We start from the raw sequence: 21,650 nt of genomic DNA on the forward strand, positions 1-21,650 counted from the left end.
CGGCTCCGCCAGTGCCCTGGCGGGGCCGCTTACCTGAGGCGGCGCAAGCGACCTGCAGTTCTCCTCAGCGACCAACTCACTCTTCTGGGACAGCGGCCTGGCGGCGCGCGAGAATCATCCCCCCGAGCTTGCTCTCGGCCGAGGTGAGTGTTTTGTGTGACTCGACGGCGAAGCCAGCACTGTTGAGCCATGCAATCAGTTGGCTGGGCTGCCGCCGATGGACGTAAACGTTCATCGGGTGCCCGCCATAGCCCTCGGTCTTCAACTTCGACTCATCACCGACGTGGAAGCTGAGTAGCAGCGGTCCACCAGGCCGAAGCACGCGCTGGAAGTGTGCGAAGACCGCGCCGATCTCGTCGTCGGGAACATGGATCAGCGAGTACCAGGCGACCAGCCCAGTCATCGAGGCGTCGGCGAGGGTGAGGTCCGTCATGGAGGCGAGATCGAATCGGAGACCAGGGTGATCACGCCTGGCCACCTCGATCATCCCGGGCGACAGGTCGATCCCGAACGCGTTCAAGCCCAGCTGATGCAAATGAGCCGTGACTCTCCCCGTCCCGCATCCCACGTCAGCAACTGGCCCCCCGCCCTGGGCGCGCACAAGGTCGGCAAACACCGCCAGGACAGCACGCTCCTCAGGCGTTTCATCCAGGAGGTGACGTGTCAGGTCCGCATAGCTGGCAGCCACGGTGTCGTACGACTTCCGCGTGTCTTCCAGCCAGTCGTCAGTGTTCAGTCCCGTTCCCACGACCGTAGGCTATCCAACAGCCCAGCGGGTCGGGTCTCTTAGTTCAGAGAAGATGTTCTCGGCACGGAAGTAGCCCTGATCGACCTGGACCAGACGGCCCCGGGTGAGCGCCGGGACGTTCGGTTTGATGACTGGTGTCAGGCCGACGTTGCACGCCTCGGACAGCAGCACCGCGCACAAGCTGGTGGTGAAGTCCGCCATGCCGGAGTTCGTGCCGGAGATGTGGGTGAACGACTCCGGCATGACGGTCAGCTCGGCGACCTTCATCAGCAGCTCCGGAAAGTCGACCTTCGGCAGCATGCCGTTGAGCAGCCGGCGGAACGGCGGCATGAGCCTGGGCTCCTCCGCCTTGCCGAGCTTGCCCAGCTTCAGCTTTCCGCCCACCACCTCCAGCGCGCTGTTGTCCGGCAGCCCGGCGGCGACCTGGACGTACTCCGGCGTGCAGGGCGGAGGCAAGTTCGGCGAGGTGCCCGGTCGGCTCGCTCTCCAGGCCGAGCGCGGTGAGCACCTTCGGCTCGGCGGCCGTCCACTTCTCCCCGGCCAGCAGCTTCGCCCGGGGGTCGCCCCAGCGGTTGTCATCCCTGGCGAACATGTCTCGCCGACGCAGCGAGCGGCGGAGGTGCTCCAAGACGCAGAATGAGTAGGCCGACTTGTCCACCAGGCCGTGCCGCACGTTGGGATTGGCGAACACCAGCCGCCGTCACGAGCCGGTCACCAACTCCATGGAGATTTCTCCGGCTCCGGCCTTCTTACTGCCGATCAAGTCAGGCAGCCGCTTGAGCGCCTTCACCACCGGGGCGCCGGCCTCGACCGCGCCGAAGTCGGTGATCTCGACCAGAAGGCGGATGAAGCCGCGGACCGTGTTGTAGCGGGCGACGAGTTCGGCCCGCCACTCCGCGTTGTCGTCACCGTCTTCTTCGCCGCCTTCCTCAGCTGAGGCTGGGCCTTGAGCTTGGCGTCGTCGCTCATCCGTTCAGCCTTCCCCAACAGCTTGGTGGCCATCAGCGCGTGCAGCAGATCGAGTGCATCGTCCACCATCGCGGTCTCCAGATGCCGCACAGCCGCCAGGAGGGTTGCGGTCTGCCTCGTGGCCTCCAGCCGCTTCGACGTCGGCGCCTTCGAGGTCAGCCGGTACCGGGCCAGCCCGGTCATCCGGGCTGCCGGGACCCGCCCGACGTCGACGGCTCCAGCGCCCAGGCCGCGAACCTCGCGGGCACGGTCCAGAGCCAGCTCCATGGCCTTGCCCGACACCCGTATCGGGGCCCAGCCGCAGTCGCTCCAGCTCCGACACCCGCTTCTTCTGCGGTGCTTCAAGCAACCGGATCATCACGGTGCGCAGGTCGTATGGCACTGCTTCGTACAGCGCGGCGTGCAGCCGGTCGTTCTCCTCCTGGCGAATCGCGGCCACCATCCGGGCCAACGTCGTCACGCCGGGCAGCAGCACCCGGTTGTTCACCAACCACACGGCCGCCCGGTCGAACAGAGCGCGCGGCCCCTCCAGCGACGATCAACCCCGTGCCGCCAGAAACTCCCGCAGCTCCGCTTCACCCGCGCCGAAGTCCCGGTAGCCGTACTCGTCGCGGATCGCCCACGCGTGCTCGTAGGTCGTCTGCGAGCGCGCCCCGTACCCGGCGAAGTGCTCGTCGTCGTTGCCGAGCTGCTCGGCAACGAACCGCACCACGGCGGCCGGGACCGCCGTGGGACCCTCGGTCATGAAGGCGCCGAGCATCCGCACGGTGCCCCACTGCACCGCCCACCCCAACCTCGTCGCCGGACGGCGCTTTGCCCGCGCCAGGCCCAGGGCCTTCTTGTCCAAGCGGAAGAACTGTTCCAGCTCCCCGGGCGACGGTTCCGTGGCGAACCGGCCGTAGCGGGCCTCTTGCTCAGCGGACAGGTACTCAACAGGCATGCCGAGGACCGTAGAGCCCGCTGACCAGTCAAAACAGATACGTCACCGAACCGGAATCAAGATCGCTCCGCCACCGCTAATTTCCGTTCGGATACTCCCCAAGGGCCTGTATCCCCGTGGGTTCAAGGAAACCGAAGGTCCTTCAGCCTGAACCCATGGGTGCACTGCCTGCTTCAGGTCGGTCCACCCATGGGTTCGGTTGGAACACGAGGGTGCTGCGTGAGTCGAAGAGCTTCGGTAGTGACATCGGCGTCGACCTGCGCCTGTGTTCTGTCGCCGTATTCGAGGATGTCGTAGTCGTCGTCCAGGTTGGCGAGTTGCTCGGCCAGAGGCAGCTCGTGCCCGAAGCGCTGATGGATTCTGAAGGCCAGCTCGCGTGGCGTCAGTTCGCCGGCCAGCATCCGGGCGGCAAGTGCTTGCGCCGCGGCTTCCTGTCCGGCAACGCTGCCCGCTGGGTGGAAGGTGAGGCCCAGTTCGTCGAGTGCCGGGGGAAGGCGGTCGGGGACATCGTAGTCCGCCTCGGCGCGCGTGCACGCGGCCAGGATCCGTAGGGCAGGACTGTCGAGGCCCGCAACGAGTGCATCACAGGCAGCAGTGACGACGTCGGTTGCGCGGATCTCGCCCATGCTCCAGAGAACGGCGCGGTCCTGAAGCTCACGGGCGGCTGATTCGATCGACAGCATGGGGCCATGATGTCGTCAAGGGGGTAAGCAGGTCGAGCGGGTTTCACTGCGATGCGTGCTCGGCTTCTTCGCGTGGAAGCGCTCGTGCTGAGTCCGCGTGGCGGATGGCTGTCTTCTCGTCGATGCCGAAGACGAGTGCGAGGTGGAGGGGGTCGGCGCCGTGGGTGAGGGCCTCTTCGAGCTGACGGTCAACGCGGTGCAGTTCCGCGCGGTGGGGGCGAACTTTCAGCAGATTGCCAGCTCGCCGCCCCATCCGGTGAACAGTGTCTTGATCTCCGGCTCGGTCGGCGGGATCCGCAGGGCGGCGTCCTTGGATCCACGCGGGCGGTTCATCTCGTCGATCGGGCACTCGATGACCCGGCCGGTCATCCGGTGGATCTCGACCTTGTACCGCAGCTCCAGGAACAGGAAGTACGTGGTCAGTGCCTGAGCGTGGGCCAGCCGTATGCCGCTCGGCGAGCCCCGCAGCACCTTCCCGAAGTACCCGTCGGCATCGGTCGGCTCCATATCCCACAGCGGCTGGCCGAACCAGGCCCCGCATCTCGTCCAGGTGCCCGACGTCCCCGCGGATGATGCCGTCCGCAAGCCCTGCCGAAGCCCGCGCGAGGACGAACCCGGCGAGCACGTCGGTCTCGAACTGCTCCAGTTCCTCCGCCGAGACCGGATCGCGGAACTCGCGCAGATCGCGTACGGCTGCCAGCGCCAACCCGAGCCTCCTCGCCTTCACCCCGATCACAGATCGATCGGACGAAGTGAGAGCGCTTCAAGAATCCTGAAGTTACGTCACCAGGTCCAAGAACACCCCAAGGAGACAGAACACCCTGCCACCGGGGCAAGCACCCGGCCGGGCTCAGAGGAAGTCACGAGATGTCGCACATATCCGAGCCGTTTCCGCCGCTGCCCGGGCCGCCCACCGGTCCGGACAGCGGCACGTCCGCACGCCCACACCCGGCGGTCCTGGCGGGCGCTGTGGGAGCGGACATCGGCACCGGCCGGTGCTCCGCCGCTGTGCGAACCATTGACGTCCACGCGCCTCCTCCCTATCTTGCCGTTCGAAGTTCTGACCATCGTCCGATATTTCGAACGAGGAGCCGCAGACACTCATGCCACGCACACGCTGGAGGCCGGCTCTCACGGCTGTGGCACTCCTGGTGACGGCCACCGCGCTCCAGGCACCCACGAGCGCGGCGCGGGACACCGCACGGGAGACGGCGCGGGACACCGCCGTCCACACCGTCGCGCACACCGCCCGGGACGCCGGCACCACCGACTACACACTCGACATCGACACCGGCGCCACCGGACCCCGTATCGGGGACACCATGTACGGCGTCTTCTACGAGGACATCAACCGCGCCGCCGACGGCGGTCTCTACGCCGAACTCGTCCAGAACCGGTCCTTCGAGTACAGCACCGCCGACAACGCCTCCTACTCGCCGCTCACCGCGTGGACCCCCACCGGCACCGGCACGGTGGCCACCGCCGACGACGGGGCCCGGCTCAACGAGCGCAACCGGACCTATCTGCGGCTGGACCCCGACGGCTCCGCCGCGGGCACCGGCGTCGTCAACTCCGGCTACGGCGGCGGGATCCCGGTCACCGCGGGCGCCCGGTACGACGTCTCCGTATGGGCCCGCACCGACCGGCCGCAGGGCACCCCGCTCACCCTCGCCCTGCGCACCGCCGACGGCACCGCCCTCGCGCCCGCGCTCCGCGTCACCGCACGCGGCGACACCTGGGCGAAGTACACCGGCACCCTCACCGCCACCGCCACGACCACCGCGGGGCGCCTCGCCGTCACCGCGGGCGGCACCGGCACCGTACGCCTCGACATGGTCTCGCTCTTCCCCCGGGACACCTACAAGGGCCGCCCCGGCGGGCTCCGCAAGGACCTCGCCGAGAAGATCGCCGCCCTCCGCCCCGGCTTCGTCCGCTTCCCCGGCGGCTGCCTCGTCAACACCGGCAGCCACCAGGGGTACGACGCCGCCTCCGGCTGGCAGCGCAAGCGCTCCTACCAGTGGAAGGACACCATCGGCCCGGTCGAGGAGCGCGCCACCAACGCCAACTTCTGGGGCTACAACCAGAGTTACGGGCTCGGCTACTACGAGTACTTCCAGTTCGCCGAGGACATCGGCGCGATGGCCCTGCCGGTGGTCCCCGCGCTCGTCACCGGCTGCGGCCAGAACCAGGTGACCGACGACCCGGCCCTGCTCCGCCGCCATATCCAGGACACCCTGGACCTGATCGAGTTCGCCAACGGCCCCGCCACCTCCCCCTGGGGCGCCCGGCGCGCCGCCATGGGCCATCCGGCCCCCTTCGGCCTCACCCATGTCGAGGTGGGCAACGAGGAGAACCTGCCCGACGCCTTCTTCGAGCGCTTCACCGAGTTCCGCAAGGCGATCGAGGCCCGCCACCCGGAGATCACCGTGGTCTCCAACTCCGGCCCCGACTCCGACGGCACCACCTTCGACCGGGCCTGGCAGCTCAACCGCGACGCCGGTGTCGCGATGGTCGACGAGCACTACTACAAGTCCCCGCAGTGGTTCCTGGAGAACAACCAGCGGTACGACTCCTACGACCGCTCCGGGCCCCAGGTCTTCCTCGGCGAGTACGCCTCCCAGGACAACCGGTTCCGCAACGCGCTCGCCGAGGCCGCCTTTATGACCGGCCTCGAACGCAACGCGGACATCGTCCAACTCGCCTCGTACGCACCGCTGCTGGCCCGTACCGACGCCGTGCAGTGGCGCCCCGACATGATCTGGTTCGACGCCACCCGCTCCTGGGGCTCGGCCAGTTACGAGGCGCAGAAGCTCTTCATGACCAACACCGGCGACCACGTCGTCCCCAGCACCGCCAGCGCCACACCCGCCCAGAGCGGGCCGATCACGGGCGCCGTCGGCCTCTCCACCTGGGCGACCAGCGCCGCGTACGACGACGTACGGGTCACCGGCGCCGACGGCACCACCCTCTTCGAGGACGACTTCTCCGCCGGTGACGGACGGTGGACGAAGGCGGCCGGCACCGGCTCCTGGAGCGTCGAGGACGGCCGGTACGTCCAGTCCGACACGGCCGCCGAGAACACCCTGGTCACCGCGGGCGACCCGGCCTGGAGCGACTACGACCTGCACGTGAAGGCCACCAAGCGGGCCGGCAAGGAGGGCTTCCTGCTGGCCTTCGGCGTCCAGGACACCGGCAACTACTACTGGTGGAACCTCGGCGGCTGGAACAACACCCGCTCCGCCGTGGAAAAGGCGGTGGGCGGCGCCAAGCAGTCGATGGTCTCCGGCACCACCACCATCGAGACCGGCCGCACGTACGACCTGCGCGTCTCGGTACGGGACCGGAAGGTCACCCTCTTCCTCGACGGGAAGGAGTGGGGGAGCTTCGAGGACACCAAGGTCGCCGAACCCTTCCGGCAGGTCGTCACCCGCGACGGCGACGACCTCGTCGTCAAGGTCGTCAACGCCCAGGACGCCGCCGCCCGCACCACGGTCGGCCTCGGCCCGGACGCCCGCGTGGCGCCCACCGCCCGGCTGACCACCCTCAGCGGGGACCCGGACGCCGTCAACACCGCCGACGACCGGCCGATCGCCCCGGAGCACTCCACCGTCGACGGGATCGGCAACCGCTTCACCCACACCTTCCCGCCGAACTCCATCACCTTCCTCCGGATCCGACAGGAGCCGTCCCAGTGACCACCGAGCAGCGGCCCACCCCCGCCTCCCGCCGCACCGTCCTGGCCGGCGCGGCGGCCGCCGGCCTCACCGCCGCCCTGACCACCCCCGCCCACGCCCAGACCCCCACGGAGACCCCGACGGACACCCCGGCCGGAGCCCGGGGCGCCGGTGGCGGCCGTACCCCCACCCGGGAACCCTTCGGCCGGCTCCCCGACGGAACCGCCGTCCACCGCTGGTCCCTGGAGAACGGCGGCACCCGCCTCAAGGTGCTCAGCTACGGCGGCATCGTCCAGTCCCTGGAGATCCCCGACCGGCGCGGCCGGTACGCCAAGGTGTCGCTGGGCTTCGACAACCTGGCCGGCTACCTCACCGCCACCACCTTCTACGGCGCCCTCATCGGCCGCTACGGCAACCGGATCGCCGCCGGACGCTTCACCCTCGACGGCCGTACGTACCAACTCCCCCTGAACGACGGGCCGAACACCCTGCACGGCGGCACCCAGGGCTTCGACAAGCGGGTCTGGGACATCGAACCGTTCACCGACTCCACCGGCGTCGGGCTCGTCCTGCGCCGGGTCAGCCCCGACGGCGAGATGGGATACCCCGGCACCCTCGACGTCACCGTCACGTACACCCTCACCCCGCGCGGCACCTGGCGGATCGGGTACGCGGCCACCACCGACCGGCCCACCGTCGTCAACCTCACCAACCACACCTACTTCAACCTCGCCGGGGAGGGGAGCGGCGACATCCACGGCCATGAACTGACCCTCGAAGCCGCCCGCTACACCCCCGTCGACGCCACCCTCATCCCCACCGGCGAACTGGCCAGGGTCGCGGGCACCCCCTTCGACTTCCGGACCGCCAAGCCGGTCGGCCGCGACATCAGGACCGGCCACCCCCAACTCCTGCGCGGCCAGGGCTTCGACCACAACTGGGCGCTCGACAAGGGGCTCACCGCCGTGCCCCGGCTCGCCGCCACCCTCCGCGACCCGGGCTCCGGGCGCACCGTACGGATCGCGACGACCGAGCCCGGGGTGCAGTTCTACTCCGGCAACTTCCTCGCGGGCGCGCACACCGGCACCTCGGGGCGGGTCTACCGGCAGAGCGACGGCCTCTGCCTGGAGACCCAGCACTTCCCCGACTCCCCGAACCGGCCCGCGTTCCCCTCCACGGTGCTCCGCCCCGGCGAGACCTACCGCTCCACGACCGAGCACTCCTTCCCGGCCTGACGACCGGAGCCGCCGATGCCCGGCCGATGCCCGACCGGGCGTCGGCCGGGCACCGGCGGCTGGGCTCAGCGGCCGGGCGCGGCGGCGAAGGCGGCCAGCCAGGCCAGCGGCGCGTTCCAGTTCACCGCCACCTCGTTGGTCGAGTACGAGCCGATGTCGTCGATATAGCAGGCCGCCGGCGCGCACCCGGCGAGCTTCTCCTCCGCCACCGGGTCCTGGAGCCCCGGGTTGGGCCCGCCCGCGAGCGACCCGGCCGGCGGGTGGGGGAGCGCCGGGTCGGCCTGGTGCGCCCAGAACCGGTGGTGCTGGTTCTGCGCGGAGCGCGTCCCGTACCCGGTGACATACGAGAGGTCGAGCGGGTTCCGGCCGAGCAGATGGTCGAGGGTCTCGACGGCCCCGGCCCGGTAGCGCTCCTGCCCCGTCAGGTCGTAGGCGACCGCCATCACCAGCCCGTTGTTGGCGATCTGCCCGTTCGAACCCCACACATACGCGGTCGCCGGGAGCGGCACCGCGTACCCCTGCCCGGCCATGGTGGCGAGATGGCCGTCGGCCGCGGCGGTCACCGAGGCGCGGATCCGGGCCGTGTCGGCGGCGGGCAGCCCGGTGGGGACGGTGGCCAGGGTGAGCCGGCCGAGCGCCGCCGTCTCCGCCCAGTTGAACCCGGTGGCGGAGAGGGCGCCCGGCGCGGTGTGCCAGGGCGAGCCGGTGACCGCGTCCCGGTAGCCGGACTCGCCGGTCGTCGCGTACAACTCGGCGGCGGCCCAGTAGAACTCGTCGCTCACCGAGGTGTCCCCGTAGGCGCCGCCGCCCGTCGCGTCGGAGTCCGGCGCGAAGAGGTCCGGATGGGCGCGGGCCGCCGTCCAGGCGCGCCGCGCCGCGTCCAGGCAGCGGGCCGCGAACGGCGCGTCGTACGGGGCGTAGACCCGGGCGCACTGGGCGGCGGTGGCCGCCAGGTTGAGGGTCGCGGCGGTCGAGGGACGGTGCAGCTCCCTTGGCTGGGCGTCCTGTTCCGGCCGGGTCGGCAGTGCCGTCCACTCCGCGTCATGGATCTTGTGGAAGGCCGTCCCGGCGAGCGGCCGGCCCTCCGGCACCTGCATCCGCATCAGGAACTCCAGCTCCCAGCGCGCCTCGTCCAGCACATCGGGCACCCCGTTGCCGCGCTCGGGGATCCGGAGGGTGGCGTCGCCCAGCGCCCCGGCCGCCCCGGCCCGGTCGGCGCGCTCGTACGCGTTGACCAGCAGCCAGGTGGAGAGGCCCCCGTTGACGACGTACTTGCCGTGGTCGCCCGCGTCGTACCAGCCGCCCCGTACATCGCGGCGGTAGTCGCAGACACCGCTCTGGCACGGCACATCGGTGTCGCCCCGGTTCGGCGCCACCCCCACATGCCCGGCCGGGCGCGCATACCCCGGTCCGGCGAGGGACTCCTCGATCGCGATGCCGCTGCGCTGCTGGTAGAAGAACCAGAGCGCGTCGGAGCGGAGCCCGTCGTAGATCCCGGCGTCGATGGCGAAGGGGTGCCCGGCCCGCCCGTCGACGGCGAGGGTGAAGCCGCCGCCCGTACCGGAGTACGCGGAGAAGTCGGCGATCTGGGTCCGCTCGCCCGAGGCGGCGTCGGCCCCATGGAGGGTGGTGGTGCCGGTGGCGACGACGGTGCCGGAGGCGTTCCTGAGCTGCCAGCCGAGCGGCGTCTGAGAGTCGGTCACCACCGTGGCCCGCTTGGGCCCGTCCGGCAGATAGCCGAGCTGATTGGTCCGTACGGCGGGATCGGCCGCCCGGACGGCGGCCGGGGCGGCGGTCGGAGCCGCGACGGAGGGGGCGCCGGCCAGCAGCGCGGCGGCGAGCGCGGGGACGGCCGCCCAGGTGAGGGCGGAACGGAACGGACGGCGGAGCGGACGGCGGAACGGGTACGTCGGGACGGGCATCGTGGGGGACCCTTCGCGGACGACGGCAGGACGGATGCGGGCGGCGCGGATGGTGGGAGCGCTCCCACCATCTGACGGAGCGTCGCATGGACACGTCAAGCGGTCAATGTGTACGGCAGGGCTGCGGCGCGGAAGGGTGCCCGGCCGTCCTGGGATACGTTCTCCCTGTGTCCGACGAACAGCGCGAACACCGCGCACCGAGTGCCCAGGAACCGCGTGACCGGGAACCGCGCGACCGGGAAGGGCGGGACGCAGGCGGCTCCGGCGCCCCGGCGGTCCGGACGGTCGACCTCAACAGCGACCTCGGCGAAGGCTTCGGCGCCTGGAGCCTCGGCGACGACGACGCCCTCCTCTCCGTCGTCACCAGCGCCAACGTCGCCTGCGGCTTCCACGCCGGCGACCCCACCGTGATGCGGCGGGTCTGCGCGGCGGCGGCCCGGCGCGGGGTCACGGTCGGCGCCCAGGTCGGCTACCGCGACCTGCCCGGCTTCGGCCGCCGCTTCATCGACGTCGACCCGGCCGAGCTCGTCAACGACGTCCTCTACCAGATCGCCGCCCTCGACGGCTTCGCCCGCCTCGCCGGCACCCGCGTCGGCTACGTCAAACCGCACGGCGCCCTCTACAACGCGATCGTCCACCACGAGGCGCAGGCCGCCGCCGTGGTGGAAGCCGTACACGGACACGACCCCGCCCTCCCCGTGCTCGGCCTGCCCGGGTCCGCCTGGCTCCGGCGGGCCGCCGAGGCCGGACTGCCCTGCTACCAGGAGGCGTTCGCGGACCGCGCGTACACCCCGGAGGGCACCCTCGTGCCCCGCCGCGAGCCCGGCGCCGTCCTCCACGACCCCGAGGCGATCCTCGCCCGCTCGCTCCGGCTGGTCACCGAAGGGGTGATCGAGGCGGTCGACGGCACCGACCTCCCGGTCCGCGCCGACTCCCTCTGCGTCCACGGCGACACCCCCGGCGCGGTGGAGATCGCCCGCCGGCTCCGCGCCGCCCTCACCCGTACGGGCCACGGCCCCCGCCCCTTCACCACGCCATGACCCCGCCGCCCGCCGCCCCGGCGCCCACGCCCCGGGACGCCCCGGTCGTCCGGCCGATGGGCAGCGAGGCGCTCCTCGTGGAGCTGACCGGACTCGACGCCGTACTCGCCCTCCGCGCCGACCTCGCCGACGACCCCCCGCCCGGCGTACGGGACCTGGTCGCCGCCGCCCGCACCCTGCTCATCGGCTACGACCCCGCCGTCACCGGACCCGCCCCGCTCACCCGCGAGGTGACCCGCCGCGCCCTCGCCCCCCGGAGCCTCCCGCCGCGACCGGCCGGCGGACCCGAGGCGCTCACCGTGCCCGTACGGTACGACGGCGCCGACCTCGCCGAGGTCGCCCGGCGCACCGGGCTCACCCCGGACGAGGTGATCGCCCGGCACACCGCGCCCCGCTACACCGTGGCCTTCGCCGGATTCGCCCCCGGCTTCGGCTATCTGACCGGCACCGACCCGCTGCTCGCGCTGGAGCGCCGCGCCGAACCGCGCACCGAGGTGCCGGCCGGCTCGGTCGCCGTGGCGGGCGGCTTCACCGGCGTCTACCCCCGCTCCTCACCCGGCGGCTGGCACCTCCTGGGCACCACCACCCTCACCTTGTGGGACGAACGCCGCGACCCGCCCGCCCTGCTGATCCCGGGCAGGACCGTCCGGCTGCGGGCGGTCGGCTGATGACCGGACGCCTGCCGGAGGGGCCGCCCACCGGACCCCCGAGGAGCCCCCGATGACCGGACGCCCGCAGAAAGGTCCGCCCACCGGACACCCCAGGAGCCCCCGATGACCGCACGCCCGCCGGAAGTCCCGCCGACCAAAGGCTCACCGGAAGTCCCGCCGGCCGGACGCCAACTGGAGATCCTCGCCCCGGGGCCGCTCACCACCCTCCAGGACCTCGGCCGCCCCGGCTGGGCCCATCTCGGTGTCACCGCCTCGGGCGCCGCCGACACCCGCTCGCTCACCCTCGCCAACCGGCTGCTCGGCAACCCGGAGAACACCGCGGCCCTGGAGCTCACCCTCGGCGGGGTGCGCGCCCGGATCCACTCCCGCCGCCCGGACGCCGCCCCCGCCGTCCTCCACCTCGCGCTCACCGGCGCGTCCTGCCCCGTACGGCTCGACGGCCGGGCCATCGGCATGAACGCGCCGGTCGCGGCGCGGGACGGCCAGCTCCTCGACATCGGGGCGCCCACCTCCGGACTGCGCACCTATCTCGCCGTACGGGGCGGGTTCGACGTACCGCCCGTGCTCGGCTCCCGCGCCACCGACCTGCTCTCCGGGCTCGGCCCGCCGCCGCTGACGGCGGGCGACCTGCTGCCCGTCGCCCCGGCCACCGGCGCCCTCCCCGGCGTCGACCTGGCGCCGTGCGCCGCGCCGCCCGCCGCCTTCACCCTCCGGGTGGTGCCGGGGCCGCGCGAAGAGTGGTTCGACGCGGCGTCCCGCCAGGCGCTCTACCGTGCGGCCTGGACGGCCACCAGCCGCTCCAACCGGGTGGGTGTACGGCTCGAAGGCCCCGCCCTGGTCCGGAGCGGGAGCGGTGAACTCCCCGCCGAGGGCATGGTGCGCGGCGCCCTCCAGGTCCCCCCGAACGGACAGCCGATCCTCTTCCTCGCCGACCACCCGGTCACCGGGGGCTACCCGGTGATCGGCGTCGTCCACGCCGACGACCTCCCGCTCGCCGGACAGCTTCCGCCGGGCGCCCCGCTCCGGTTCCGCCGGTACGCGGCCGTACGCGCTCCCCGGTGAACCGGGCCGGTGGGGCGGATGGGGCGAATGTGGTACGTATCACTCGAACGAGGGGCCGGTGAACGGGAACGTCCCTGGATGGTTTACCGTTCATCCATATGTGGACGCGGAGACACCGTGTCCCCGGGGCCCCGCCCCGGGCGACCGGGCGCGCCGTGCGGTGACCGGCCCCGCGACCACCCAGGAACGGCCCCGGCTGGAATCCCCCGTCCAGCCGGGGCCTTCATTTCCGCCCGCTCGCCCGATTCCCCTTCCGCCCTCTTCCGGCCGCGCGGAAAATATCCCGGGTATTTCTCCGTTCCGTACCTCCGGCATCCCGCCAGGTCATAGAGTTCCGGGCATGACGATAAAGCAATCCGCTCCCCGTGTGCCGTTGAAGAAAATCACCCCGGATGTCTCCGCTTCGATGGGCGCGCTGCACGCCGCCGCCGTGACCGCCGCGCAGGACGCCAAGGTCGAACCGGAAATCCTGGAACTGGTCCAGATCCGCGCCTCGCAGATCAACGGCTGCGCCTTCTGCCTCGACATGCACACCAAGGACGCCCGCGCCCAGGGCGAGGCCGAGCACCGGATCCACACCCTGAGCGCCTGGCGCGACACGCCCTTCTTCACCGAGCGCGAGCGCGCCGCCCTCGCCCTGACCGAGGCGATCACCCTGGTCCACGACGGCCAGGTGCCCGACGCGGTCTACGCCGAGGCCGCCGCCGTGTTCGAGGAGCCGCAGCTCGCCGCGTTGATCTGGGCGGCCACCGTCATCAACGCGTACAACCGGATCGCCATCGCGACCCGTATGATTCCCGGCGCCTATCAGCCGGTCCCCAAGAATTCCTGATAATTTCCGGCACCATCGGAATATTCACCACGGCGATATCGCGCCGGACCGTACCCCACGGTCCGGCGCGATATCGCCGCCTTTTCCGGTGCCCGCTGCCGCGTCATCGCGCCGCGCATCGGGGGCCCGGATATCGGTCAGGGCCAGTCGGCCGGCAGCGGTTCGGTGATTCCGTTCAGCCAGCGCCGCCATTCCGGCGCCCGGGTCGCCGGAGCCGCCCGCAGCGGCCGGCCCACCCATGCCGTCACCGGGCGGATCCCGTGCAAGGCGTTCACCAGCCACACCTCCCGGTCCGCCAGCTCCGCCACCGTGCACTCCCGCGCCACAAACGGCACCCGGGTCCGCCGGGCCCGCTCCCGGATGACCGCGGCGGTCACGCTCGCCAGCACCGGAAGGGCCGGGGAGGGCACACAGAGGGTGTCCTCCTCCCACCACATCAGACTGGAGTACGCCGCCTCCAGCACCACCCCCGACGCCGAGACCAGCAGCGCCTCGTCCGCCCCCCGCTCCACGGCCGCCCGCCGCACCTCGGCGAGGACCGCCAGGTCGGGGCCCTTGCGGCGGGGCACCGTCCGGGGATCCGGCACACCCGCCGCCCACACCCGTACCTCCGAGGTGAGCGAAGGAGCGACCCGCAGCCGCAGCCGCAGCCGGGGATCCTCGCCCGGCGGCGCCAGCTCCACCCGGGGGAACCACGCCCCCCGGCGCGGCAGCTCCACCGTCATGTCCTGCCAGAACGCCGCCAGTTGCCCGTGCGGGAACTCGGCGGTCTCGGCGCACGCGCGCAGAAACCGCTCCCGGTGCCGGGCGAGTGCCCGCACCCGCCCCTCACTGACCAGCCACGAGTCCGCGGCGGGGAGCGACCCGCCGGAGCGCCCGCCGCCCCCCGTACCCGTGCCGGGGCCCGCCGCCAGGTCGCCGAAGCCCCGGCCCGGCTCCCATCCCAGCACCCGTTCCCCGACCGCCGCCGAGGGATCGGTCGGTGTCGCCGCCATCCGGTCATCCTCCCTGTCGTCCATCCCACCAGCCTGACTCTCAGTATGTGCGGCCCGCGCCGGCCACCGCACCGCGCCGGGGACCGTACGGCGCCCGCTCCAGCCACTCGCCGCACCACGGAACCACCGGCGCCAGCGCCGCCGCCGCGCGCTGTTTCACCCGTACGGAGCGCCGGGGCCGGAGATGGTCCAACGCCGTGCCGGCCGCCGCGCTGTTGAAGACCGCCGCCGCGTGCCGCTCCGCCGCGAACTCCTCCACGGGCCGCGCTGAGCCGGTCGCGATCCCGGCCACCACCGCCGAGGCGGCGGCCGCCGCGTCCGCGATCCCGCTGTTCATGCCCCGCGCCCCGAACGGCGGGAAGAGATGCGCCGCCTCGCCGACCAGCAGCACCCGGCGCTCCGGGTCGGTGAACGAGGCGGCCACCTTCCGCAGGAAGCGGTACGTCGACACCCACAGCACCCGCTCCTCGTACCCCTCGCCCACCAGCCGGGGCAGCCACCGCCGCACCGCCTCCCGGGTGCCGAACGCCTCCGGGTCGTCGTCGTCCCGGCACTGGAGGTCGATCTGGAACCCACCGGTGAACGGCACCCGCATCACACTCCGCCCGCCCGCCCCCGGATGCTCGTAGTGGAAGACCCGCTCCAGCGGCAGCTCAGCGCCCGGGATGTCGGCCACGTCCACCACCACATGGAACCCCTCGGCGCGCACCCCCTCCATCGGGATGCCGAGCTGGGCCCGGACCGCCGAGCGCGCCCCGTCGGCCGCGATCACATACCCGCCCGACCAGGAGCGGCCGTCCTCCGCCGAGAGCGCCACCCCCTTCTCGGAGACCCGGACCCGCTCCACCCGCGCCCCCCACGCGAACCGCACCTGCGCCGCCTCGCACGCCGCCAGCAGGAACCGCTCCGTGTCCACCTGCCGCAGACTCGTGAACGGGGTCGCCCGCACGGCCTCCGCACCGGTGGGGGAGGGGGCCCGCGCCGGGAAGGTCCGCGCGTACACCTCGCGCCCCCGGTACAGGGTCCGTCTGGTGTGCCAGGTGCTGCCGTACGCGACGATCTCGGCGGCGAGCCCCGGCCGCATCCCCTCCAGCAGCCGCAGCGTCTCCCGGTGCACGAAGAGCGCCCGGCTGCCCGGCCGCTCCCGCCCCTCCGGGTCCGCCTCCAGCACGGTCACCGGCAGCCCGCGGGCCCGCAGCGCCAGCGCCGCCGTGAGCCCCACCGGCCCCGCGCCCACCACCAGGACCGGTGTTCTCATCTCAGCCACCGAACCGCACCGCCGGCAGGGCGCCCTCGGCGAGCATCGAGGTGATCTCCACCCGCTTGATCTTCCATGTCGAGGTACGGGGCAGATCGTCGAACCGCCACTGCAACGGCGCCGCCATCACCGGCAGGTCCTCGGTCGCCTCGATCCACCGCCGGGTGTCCAGCGGCCGGTCGTCCCGGACACAGACCACCGGCACCGGCTCCCGCTCCACCCCCGGCACGATCACCACCTCGCGCAGCTCGTCCAGCCGGGACATCAGGACGTCCTCGACCGCGAGATTGCTGGTCACCGAGTCGATCATGTCGATCTCGCGGTCCATCAGATAGAGCCCGCCCCACCGGCCCCGGTACCCCATGTCGCCCATCTGCCACCAGCCGCCGTTCAGCTGGCGCGCATAGGTCTCCGGGGCCCCCAGATAGGTGAGGATCCGGCCCCGGGTCCTGGCCTCGATCCGGCCCGGGGTGCCCGGCGCGACGCGCCGCCCGTCCCCGTCCGCGATCCGGATCCGGGTGAACCCGGGGATCGCCGTCCCGACCCGCCGGCCGTCCGCCTTCGCCGCGCCCCGCCGCGAGTACCACTGGAACGCCACCGGACCCGTCTCGCTCTGCCCGTAGAGCTGCACGAGCCAGGGCGCACGCCGCCGGGAGGCGCCCAGCAGCCGCTGGACGGTACGCGGATGGATCGCGTCGAACGTCGACCCGTACGAGCGCACCCAGGAGAGCGGCGCACCCGGCGCGTCCGCCAACTCCTCCCAGAGCACGAAGGTGTTGGGGTGGGTCTCGACGATCCCGGGCCGGTGCCGGGCGAGCAGCGGCCCCGCCGAGGCCGGATCCGGGTCGACGAGCAGCAGCAGCGGGCTGCCGAAGTGCAGCAGCACACCGAGGAGATGGTAGAAGCGGGAGTGCACGAACGACAGATGGAGCGCGGCGCTCTCGCCCCGGGTCGGCCACCCCAGCGCCTTCTGCGGCACCAGCCGGTTCCACATCGTGTACGCGGAGTGCACCGCCAGCTTCGGCACCCCGGTCGTGCCCGAACTGTGGGTGATCAGCGCGGGCTCGCGCGGATGGAGCCGTACGGGCGCCTTCGGCGGCGCGTCGGCGTACATGTCCAGCGCCACGACACCGTCACCGCCGGTACCGCCGTCGTCGCCGGCACCGCCGGCGCCCCGGTCGACGGTGAGGACCCGCCGGACCAGACCGGTCACCCCCGGCGCGGGCGCCCCCGGCCCCGGCGCCCCGTCCGCCGGGGCGCCCGCCGCGCGGAGCGAACCCGTCAGCGTGGCCCGGTCGGTGAGCAGCCAGGGCCGGCCGAGCCGCGCCAGCAGCTCACCGGCGACCCGGCCGGATAGCCCGGGGGAGAGCAGTGCGGGCACCGCCCCGATCCGGGCCACCGCGCAGGCCAGCACCACGATGTCGACGTTGTCCGCCTTGTGGATGGCCACCCGTTCCGCCGGCCGGACGCCCGCCGCCCAGAGCCGGGCCGACAGATCGTCCACCAGATCCGCCAACTCCCGGTAACTCAGGTCGAGTCCGGCCTCGGGGGAGACATCCAGCGGCCGGTCGAGGGTGACCGGGACCGCGCCGTACCGGCGGGCCGCCCGGTGGAACATCAGCCCGAGGAAGAAGCCCCGCTCGGCGAGGAGAGGCTGCGACATGATGACCGTTCCTTCCTGAACAGCACAGAATGAGGGGGGAGTTCACCAGGAGCCATGGCGCACCACATGGCGCCGCAGCTTGCCGGTGGGGGTACGGGGCAGAGCGCGCACCACCTGGACCGAGCGGGGCACCTTGAACGGGGCCAGCCGCTCCCGTACCAGCGCGAGGAGCGCCGCCTCCAGGGGGTCGTCGTCCGGGACCGGAGCGGCGAGGACGACGAACGCCCGCAGCCTGCTCGCGCCCCCCTCGTCGGTGACCGCGGCCACCGCGACCTCACGGACCGCCGGATGGGTCCGCAGCACCCCCTCGATCTCCAGCGGCGAGACGGTGACCCCGCCCACCATCTCCATGTCGTCCGCCCGGCCCAGATGGCGGTAGGTGCCGTCCGGCTCGCGGCGCGCCCGGTCCCGGGTGGCCAGCCAGCCGCCCGACGAACGGGACGTGTCCTCCGGGAGGTTGAGATAGCCGCAGGCCACCGTGGGCCCCTTCACCCAGAGTTCGCCCTCCTCGCCGTCCGGCACCGGACGCCCCGCGCCGTCCCGCACCTGCACCTCGTACCCGGGGACCGGACGGCCCACGGTGCCCGGGGTGTTGTGGGAGAGGCCGTTGGCACAGAACGCGTGCCCCACCTCGGTCGAGCCGATCTGCTCCAGCACGGGCGCGCCCAGCAGCTCGGTCACCCGCTCCCCGAGCCCGGCGGGCAGCCGCTCACCGGCCGAGACCGCCGCCCGTACCGAGGCGAAGCACGCCGCGTGGCCGTCCGCCCGGTCGGCGACCAGCGCGGCGTACGCCGTCGGCACCGAGTACAGCAGCGTCACCCGGTGGCGGGCCACCAGTTCGTCCACGGCGGCCGGGGTGGGGCGCCGGTCCACCAGGACGGCGGAGGAGCCGGAGAAGAGCGGGAAGACGAAGGCGTTGCCGAAGCCGTACGCGAAGTACAGCTTGGAGACCGAGAGGGTGACATCGTCGGGGCCGACCCGCAGCAGCCGCCGCCCGATGAACTCGTAGTACGCCTCCGGGTCCCCGTGGTGGTGCACCACGCCCTTCGGCCGGCCGGTGGTCCCCGAGGTGTACTGCACGTACAGCGGGGTGTCCGCCCCGGCGGGCCGCGCGTCGGCGGGCGCCGCCGTACAGGCCAGCGCCAGCAACTGGTCGCTGGAGAGCCGCCGTTCGGGCCCGAACCGGTTCTCCAGACCCGGCCCGGTCACCGCGAGACCGATCCCCGCGTCCTCGGCCATGAACGCGTGGTCGGCGCGCGGCAGTTCGGGGTTGACCAGGACCGCGGTCGCCCCGAGGCGGGCCACCGCGAGAAACGTGGCCACCCACGCGATGGAGTCCGGCAGCGCGAGCAGCACCCGGTCGCCCGGGCCGACCCCGCGGTGGGCCAGCACGGTGGCGCACCGCGCCGCGAGATCGTGCACCTCGCCATGGGTCCAGACCCGGTGGTCCTGATGGAAGGCGGGCCGGCCGCGCCAGCCGTGCCGCTCCGCCAGATCGGCGAGATCGGAGGCGAGGTTGCCGGGACAGCCACGGGCGGCGCCCGCCCCGGCGGCCGGGCGGACGGCGGTGGCGGAGGTGTCGGTGGCGGAGGTGGCGGAGGCCGGAGTGGGGGAGGTCAGGGTGGGGGAGGTCATCGGACCGGCTCCTCTACGGGGAGAACGGGGTGCGGGGCGTCCGGCCGTACCGTGACGTCCCGGTAGGCGCGGAGCGGGGCGGCGGTCTTCAGCAGCATCTCGTCGTACTCGGCCACCGGGTCGGAGCCCAGCACGATCGCGCCGCCCGCGCCCAGCCGCATCCGGCCGCCGCTGAACACGGCCGTACGGATCACGATGTTGAGGTCGGCCGCCCCGTTGCAGCTCAGATAGCCGATCGCACCGGAGTACACGCCGCGCGCCGAGGTCTCCAGACGGTCGATGATCTCCAGGGTGCGCAGCTTGGGCGCCCCCGTCATCGAACCGCCGGGGAAGCAGGCCCGTACACACGCCACCGCGTCCTGGCCGGCCCGGAGCCGCCCCCGCACGGTGGAGACCAACTGGTGCACGGTCGCATAGGTCTCGGTCGCCATCAGCCGGGGCACCTCCACGGAGCCCGTACGGCAGACCCGGCCCAGGTCGTTGCGGAGCAGGTCGACGATCATCAGGTTCTCGGCCCGGGTCTTCTCGTCGGCGGCGAGCGCGTCCCGCAGCAGGGCGTCCTCCTCGGGGCGCGCGCCGCGCGGCGCCGTGCCCTTGATCGGCTTGGCCTCCACGGTGCCGTCCCGGCCGATCCGCAGGAACCGCTCCGGCGAGGAGCACGCCACCTCCACCTCCCCGAAGCTCAGGAAGGCCGCGTACGGGGCCGGGTTGTGGCGGCGCAGCGCCCGGTAGAAGCCGAAGGTGTCGGACGGCGCCGGCAGGTCGGCGGCGTTGGTCAGGCAGATCTCGTAACTCACCCCGGCGGCCAGCTCCTTCCGGCACGCCTCGATGTCCGCGAGATAGGTCGCCCGGTCGCGCTCCAGCCAGGGCTCGGCCGCGGTGAGATCGGTGACGGTCAGACCGGCGGCCGGCCGGCCGGCGCGGGGCCGGCCGCCGAGGTCCTGGGCGGCCCCGGGGACGGGCGCGGCGGGCACACAACTCAGCAGCGCCACCGCCGAGTCGAGCCACTCGGCGGCCTCTCGCGCACCTTCCGGGGTCGGCTCGGCGAGGGCCACCGCGTAGGTCGTGGACTCCTGGTGGTCCACCACCACGAACCGGTCTGCGAAGAGCCAGCAGGCGTCCGGGGTGCCGGCGCGGTGCCGGTTGGGTGAGCCGCACTCCGCCTTCACCTCGTACCCGAGGTACCCGACATAACCGCCCGTGAAGTCGAAGGGCAGCTCCGGGGCGTCCACCGTACGCGCCGCCAACTCGCCCTGAAGATAGTCGAAGACACTGCCCGGCACGGTACGCGGCGGATGCCCGGGGCGTTCGATCTCGCTCCGCCCCGCCTCGGTGTCGTGACGGACCAACTCGGCGAGCGGCCCCGCCCCGTCACCGAAGAACGAGAAGCGGGCCCGCCCCTCCTCGACGGAGGCGCTGTCCAGCCAGAACGCGCGGGGCGCGCCCGCACACATCCGGGTGAACGCCGCCTCCGTGTCGACGGCCGTGCCGATCATCCTGCTGTGCAGCCGGTAACGGCCGGGCGGCGCCGAGGAGTCGGCCGGGGCGGAGGCGGTGACGCCGGCGGAGATGGTGGCCGGGGCGCCCGCCGGGGCGCCCGGACCCGCCGGGGCGGGCTCCCGCTCGCCCTCCGAGGCCGCCGCCGGTGTCCTCCGCCGCCCGGCGGCGGCCCGGGGCGAGGGCACGGAACGGCGCCCGACGGGGCGCGTCCGCTCCCCGTGCCGCCAGGCGCGGGTGAGATCGGCGAAGTTGCCGAGCATCCGGTGGCCGCCCTCGGTGAGGATCGACTCGGGGTGGAACTGCACCCCCCACATCGGCCGGGTCCGGTGCCGCAGCCCCATCAGCACCCCGTCCTCGGCCCACGCCGTGGCCTCCAGGGTGGGCGGCAGCGGCTCCCGTACGGCGAGCGAGTGGTAGCGCACCGCCGTGAAGTTCTGCGGTATCCCCCGGAACAGCTCCCGGCCGTCGTGCCGGATGACCGAGAGATGCCCGTGCCGGGGCCGGGGCGCCGTCACCACCTGCGCCGACTCGCCCACCGCGATGCCCTGATGGCCCAGGCAGACCCCGAGCACGGGGATCCCGGAGCGGGCCAGCAGCGCCGTGTTGATGCCGAAGTCCCGGGCCGTGCCGGGGTGTCCGGGCCCCGGGGACACCACGATGTTGTCGAACTCCCGCAGATCAGGTCCGGAGCCGGACGGCGCGTCGTTGAGCACCACGACCGGCTCCTCGCCATTCACCTCGGCGATGAGCTGGAACAGGTTGTACGTGTACGAGTCGTAATTGTCGATGAGCAGGGTCCTCACCCGGCCCACCTCCCTTTCGT

Annotated in this window: 17 protein-coding genes and 1 pseudogene; 6 read left to right on the plus strand and 12 right to left on the minus strand. The window is 72.7% G+C overall.

The features are described from left to right. Nucleotides 1-76: 76 nt before the first annotated feature. The 6 genes and pseudogenes from AB0O07_RS33665 to AB0O07_RS33690 all read right to left on the minus strand — a co-directional run bounded on the left by AB0O07_RS33665 (nucleotide 77) and on the right by AB0O07_RS33690 (nucleotide 3,847). Nucleotides 77-736, minus strand: a complete 660-nt coding sequence (locus AB0O07_RS33665; protein ID WP_365640777.1) for a methyltransferase domain-containing protein — start codon at nucleotides 734-736, stop codon at nucleotides 77-79. Nucleotides 737-757: 21 nt separating this feature from the next. Beyond that, nucleotides 758-1,204: a Tn3 family transposase gene (locus AB0O07_RS33670; RefSeq protein ID WP_365640662.1), complete on the minus strand. Its 447-nt coding sequence runs from the start codon at nucleotides 1,202-1,204 to the stop codon at nucleotides 758-760. A 330-nt stretch (nucleotides 1,205-1,534) separates the two neighbouring features. Beyond that, nucleotides 1,535-1,984: a hypothetical protein gene (locus AB0O07_RS33675; protein ID WP_365640780.1), complete on the minus strand. Its 450-nt coding sequence runs from the start codon at nucleotides 1,982-1,984 to the stop codon at nucleotides 1,535-1,537. Nucleotides 1,985-2,159: 175 nt separating this feature from the next. Then, nucleotides 2,160-2,657, minus strand: a pseudogene (locus tag AB0O07_RS33680) (DUF4158 domain-containing protein); the annotation flags it as partial. A 173-nt stretch (nucleotides 2,658-2,830) separates the two neighbouring features. After that, entirely contained in the window at nucleotides 2,831-3,340 is a 510-nt protein-coding gene (locus AB0O07_RS33685) for a hypothetical protein (protein WP_365640665.1), read from the minus strand. Nucleotides 3,341-3,565: 225 nt separating this feature from the next. Next, nucleotides 3,566-3,847, minus strand: coding sequence for a hypothetical protein (locus AB0O07_RS33690; protein ID WP_365640667.1), 282 nt, complete (start codon nucleotides 3,845-3,847; stop codon nucleotides 3,566-3,568). Between the two features lie 596 nt (nucleotides 3,848-4,443). Between AB0O07_RS33690 and AB0O07_RS33695 the strand changes: the two genes are divergently transcribed. Both AB0O07_RS33695 and AB0O07_RS33700 read left to right on the plus strand, forming a co-directional pair. Next, on the plus strand, nucleotides 4,444-7,035 hold the full coding sequence (locus AB0O07_RS33695; RefSeq protein WP_365640670.1) for an alpha-L-arabinofuranosidase C-terminal domain-containing protein: 2,592 nt from the start codon (nucleotides 4,444-4,446) through the stop codon (nucleotides 7,033-7,035). Further along, the gene (locus AB0O07_RS33700; RefSeq protein WP_365640673.1) at nucleotides 7,032-8,249 is read left to right on the plus strand and encodes an aldose epimerase family protein; all 1,218 of its coding nucleotides are present in this window, start codon (nucleotides 7,032-7,034) and stop codon (nucleotides 8,247-8,249) included. The genes AB0O07_RS33695 and AB0O07_RS33700 overlap by 4 nt, the downstream gene beginning before the upstream one ends. A 65-nt stretch (nucleotides 8,250-8,314) precedes the next feature. Here AB0O07_RS33700 and AB0O07_RS33705 read toward each other — a convergent pair whose 3' ends face one another. Next, entirely contained in the window at nucleotides 8,315-10,171 is a 1,857-nt protein-coding gene (locus AB0O07_RS33705) for a glycoside hydrolase family 9 protein (RefSeq protein ID WP_365640675.1), read from the minus strand. Nucleotides 10,172-10,338: 167 nt separating this feature from the next. Here AB0O07_RS33705 and AB0O07_RS33710 point away from each other — a divergent pair, with 167 nt between their 5' ends. The 4 genes from AB0O07_RS33710 to AB0O07_RS33725 all read left to right on the plus strand — a co-directional run bounded on the left by AB0O07_RS33710 (nucleotide 10,339) and on the right by AB0O07_RS33725 (nucleotide 13,776). Beyond that, nucleotides 10,339-11,211: a 5-oxoprolinase subunit PxpA gene (locus tag AB0O07_RS33710; protein WP_365640676.1), complete on the plus strand. Its 873-nt coding sequence runs from the start codon at nucleotides 10,339-10,341 to the stop codon at nucleotides 11,209-11,211. Nucleotides 11,212-11,267: 56 nt separating this feature from the next. Further along, complete coding sequence (locus AB0O07_RS33715; protein WP_365640779.1) at nucleotides 11,268-11,879, plus strand: allophanate hydrolase subunit 1; 612 nt, start codon at nucleotides 11,268-11,270, stop codon at nucleotides 11,877-11,879. A 105-nt stretch (nucleotides 11,880-11,984) separates the two neighbouring features. After that, nucleotides 11,985-12,944: a biotin-dependent carboxyltransferase family protein gene (locus AB0O07_RS33720; RefSeq protein ID WP_365640679.1), complete on the plus strand. Its 960-nt coding sequence runs from the start codon at nucleotides 11,985-11,987 to the stop codon at nucleotides 12,942-12,944. Nucleotides 12,945-13,284: 340 nt separating this feature from the next. Further along, complete coding sequence (locus tag AB0O07_RS33725) at nucleotides 13,285-13,776, plus strand: carboxymuconolactone decarboxylase family protein (protein ID WP_365640682.1); 492 nt, start codon at nucleotides 13,285-13,287, stop codon at nucleotides 13,774-13,776. Between the two features lie 137 nt (nucleotides 13,777-13,913). Here the strand turns inward: AB0O07_RS33725 and AB0O07_RS33730 are convergent, their stop codons facing one another. Genes AB0O07_RS33730 through pabB form a run of 5 tightly spaced genes read right to left on the minus strand, consistent with a single transcriptional unit; the run spans nucleotide 13,914 to nucleotide 21,630 of the window. Continuing rightward, nucleotides 13,914-14,795, minus strand: coding sequence for an aminotransferase class IV (locus AB0O07_RS33730; protein WP_365640685.1), 882 nt, complete (start codon nucleotides 14,793-14,795; stop codon nucleotides 13,914-13,916). Between the two features lie 16 nt (nucleotides 14,796-14,811). Next, the gene (locus AB0O07_RS33735; RefSeq protein ID WP_365640687.1) at nucleotides 14,812-16,029 is read right to left on the minus strand and encodes an FAD-dependent oxidoreductase; all 1,218 of its coding nucleotides are present in this window, start codon (nucleotides 16,027-16,029) and stop codon (nucleotides 14,812-14,814) included. Between the two features lies 1 nt (nucleotide 16,030). Beyond that, nucleotides 16,031-17,692 (minus strand): AMP-binding protein, encoded by a 1,662-nt coding sequence (locus AB0O07_RS33740; RefSeq protein ID WP_365640689.1) that lies wholly within the window; start codon nucleotides 17,690-17,692, stop codon nucleotides 16,031-16,033. A 42-nt stretch (nucleotides 17,693-17,734) separates the two neighbouring features. After that, nucleotides 17,735-19,327, minus strand: coding sequence for an AMP-binding protein (locus AB0O07_RS33745; protein WP_365640692.1), 1,593 nt, complete (start codon nucleotides 19,325-19,327; stop codon nucleotides 17,735-17,737). After that, nucleotides 19,324-21,630: an aminodeoxychorismate synthase component I gene (gene pabB / locus AB0O07_RS33750; protein WP_365640695.1), complete on the minus strand. Its 2,307-nt coding sequence runs from the start codon at nucleotides 21,628-21,630 to the stop codon at nucleotides 19,324-19,326. The genes AB0O07_RS33745 and pabB overlap by 4 nt, the downstream gene beginning before the upstream one ends. Nucleotides 21,631-21,650 lie beyond the last annotated feature (20 nt).

This window comes from Streptomyces sp. NPDC093085, assembly GCF_040683935.1.
Lineage (GTDB): Bacteria > Actinomycetota > Actinomycetes > Streptomycetales > Streptomycetaceae > Streptomyces.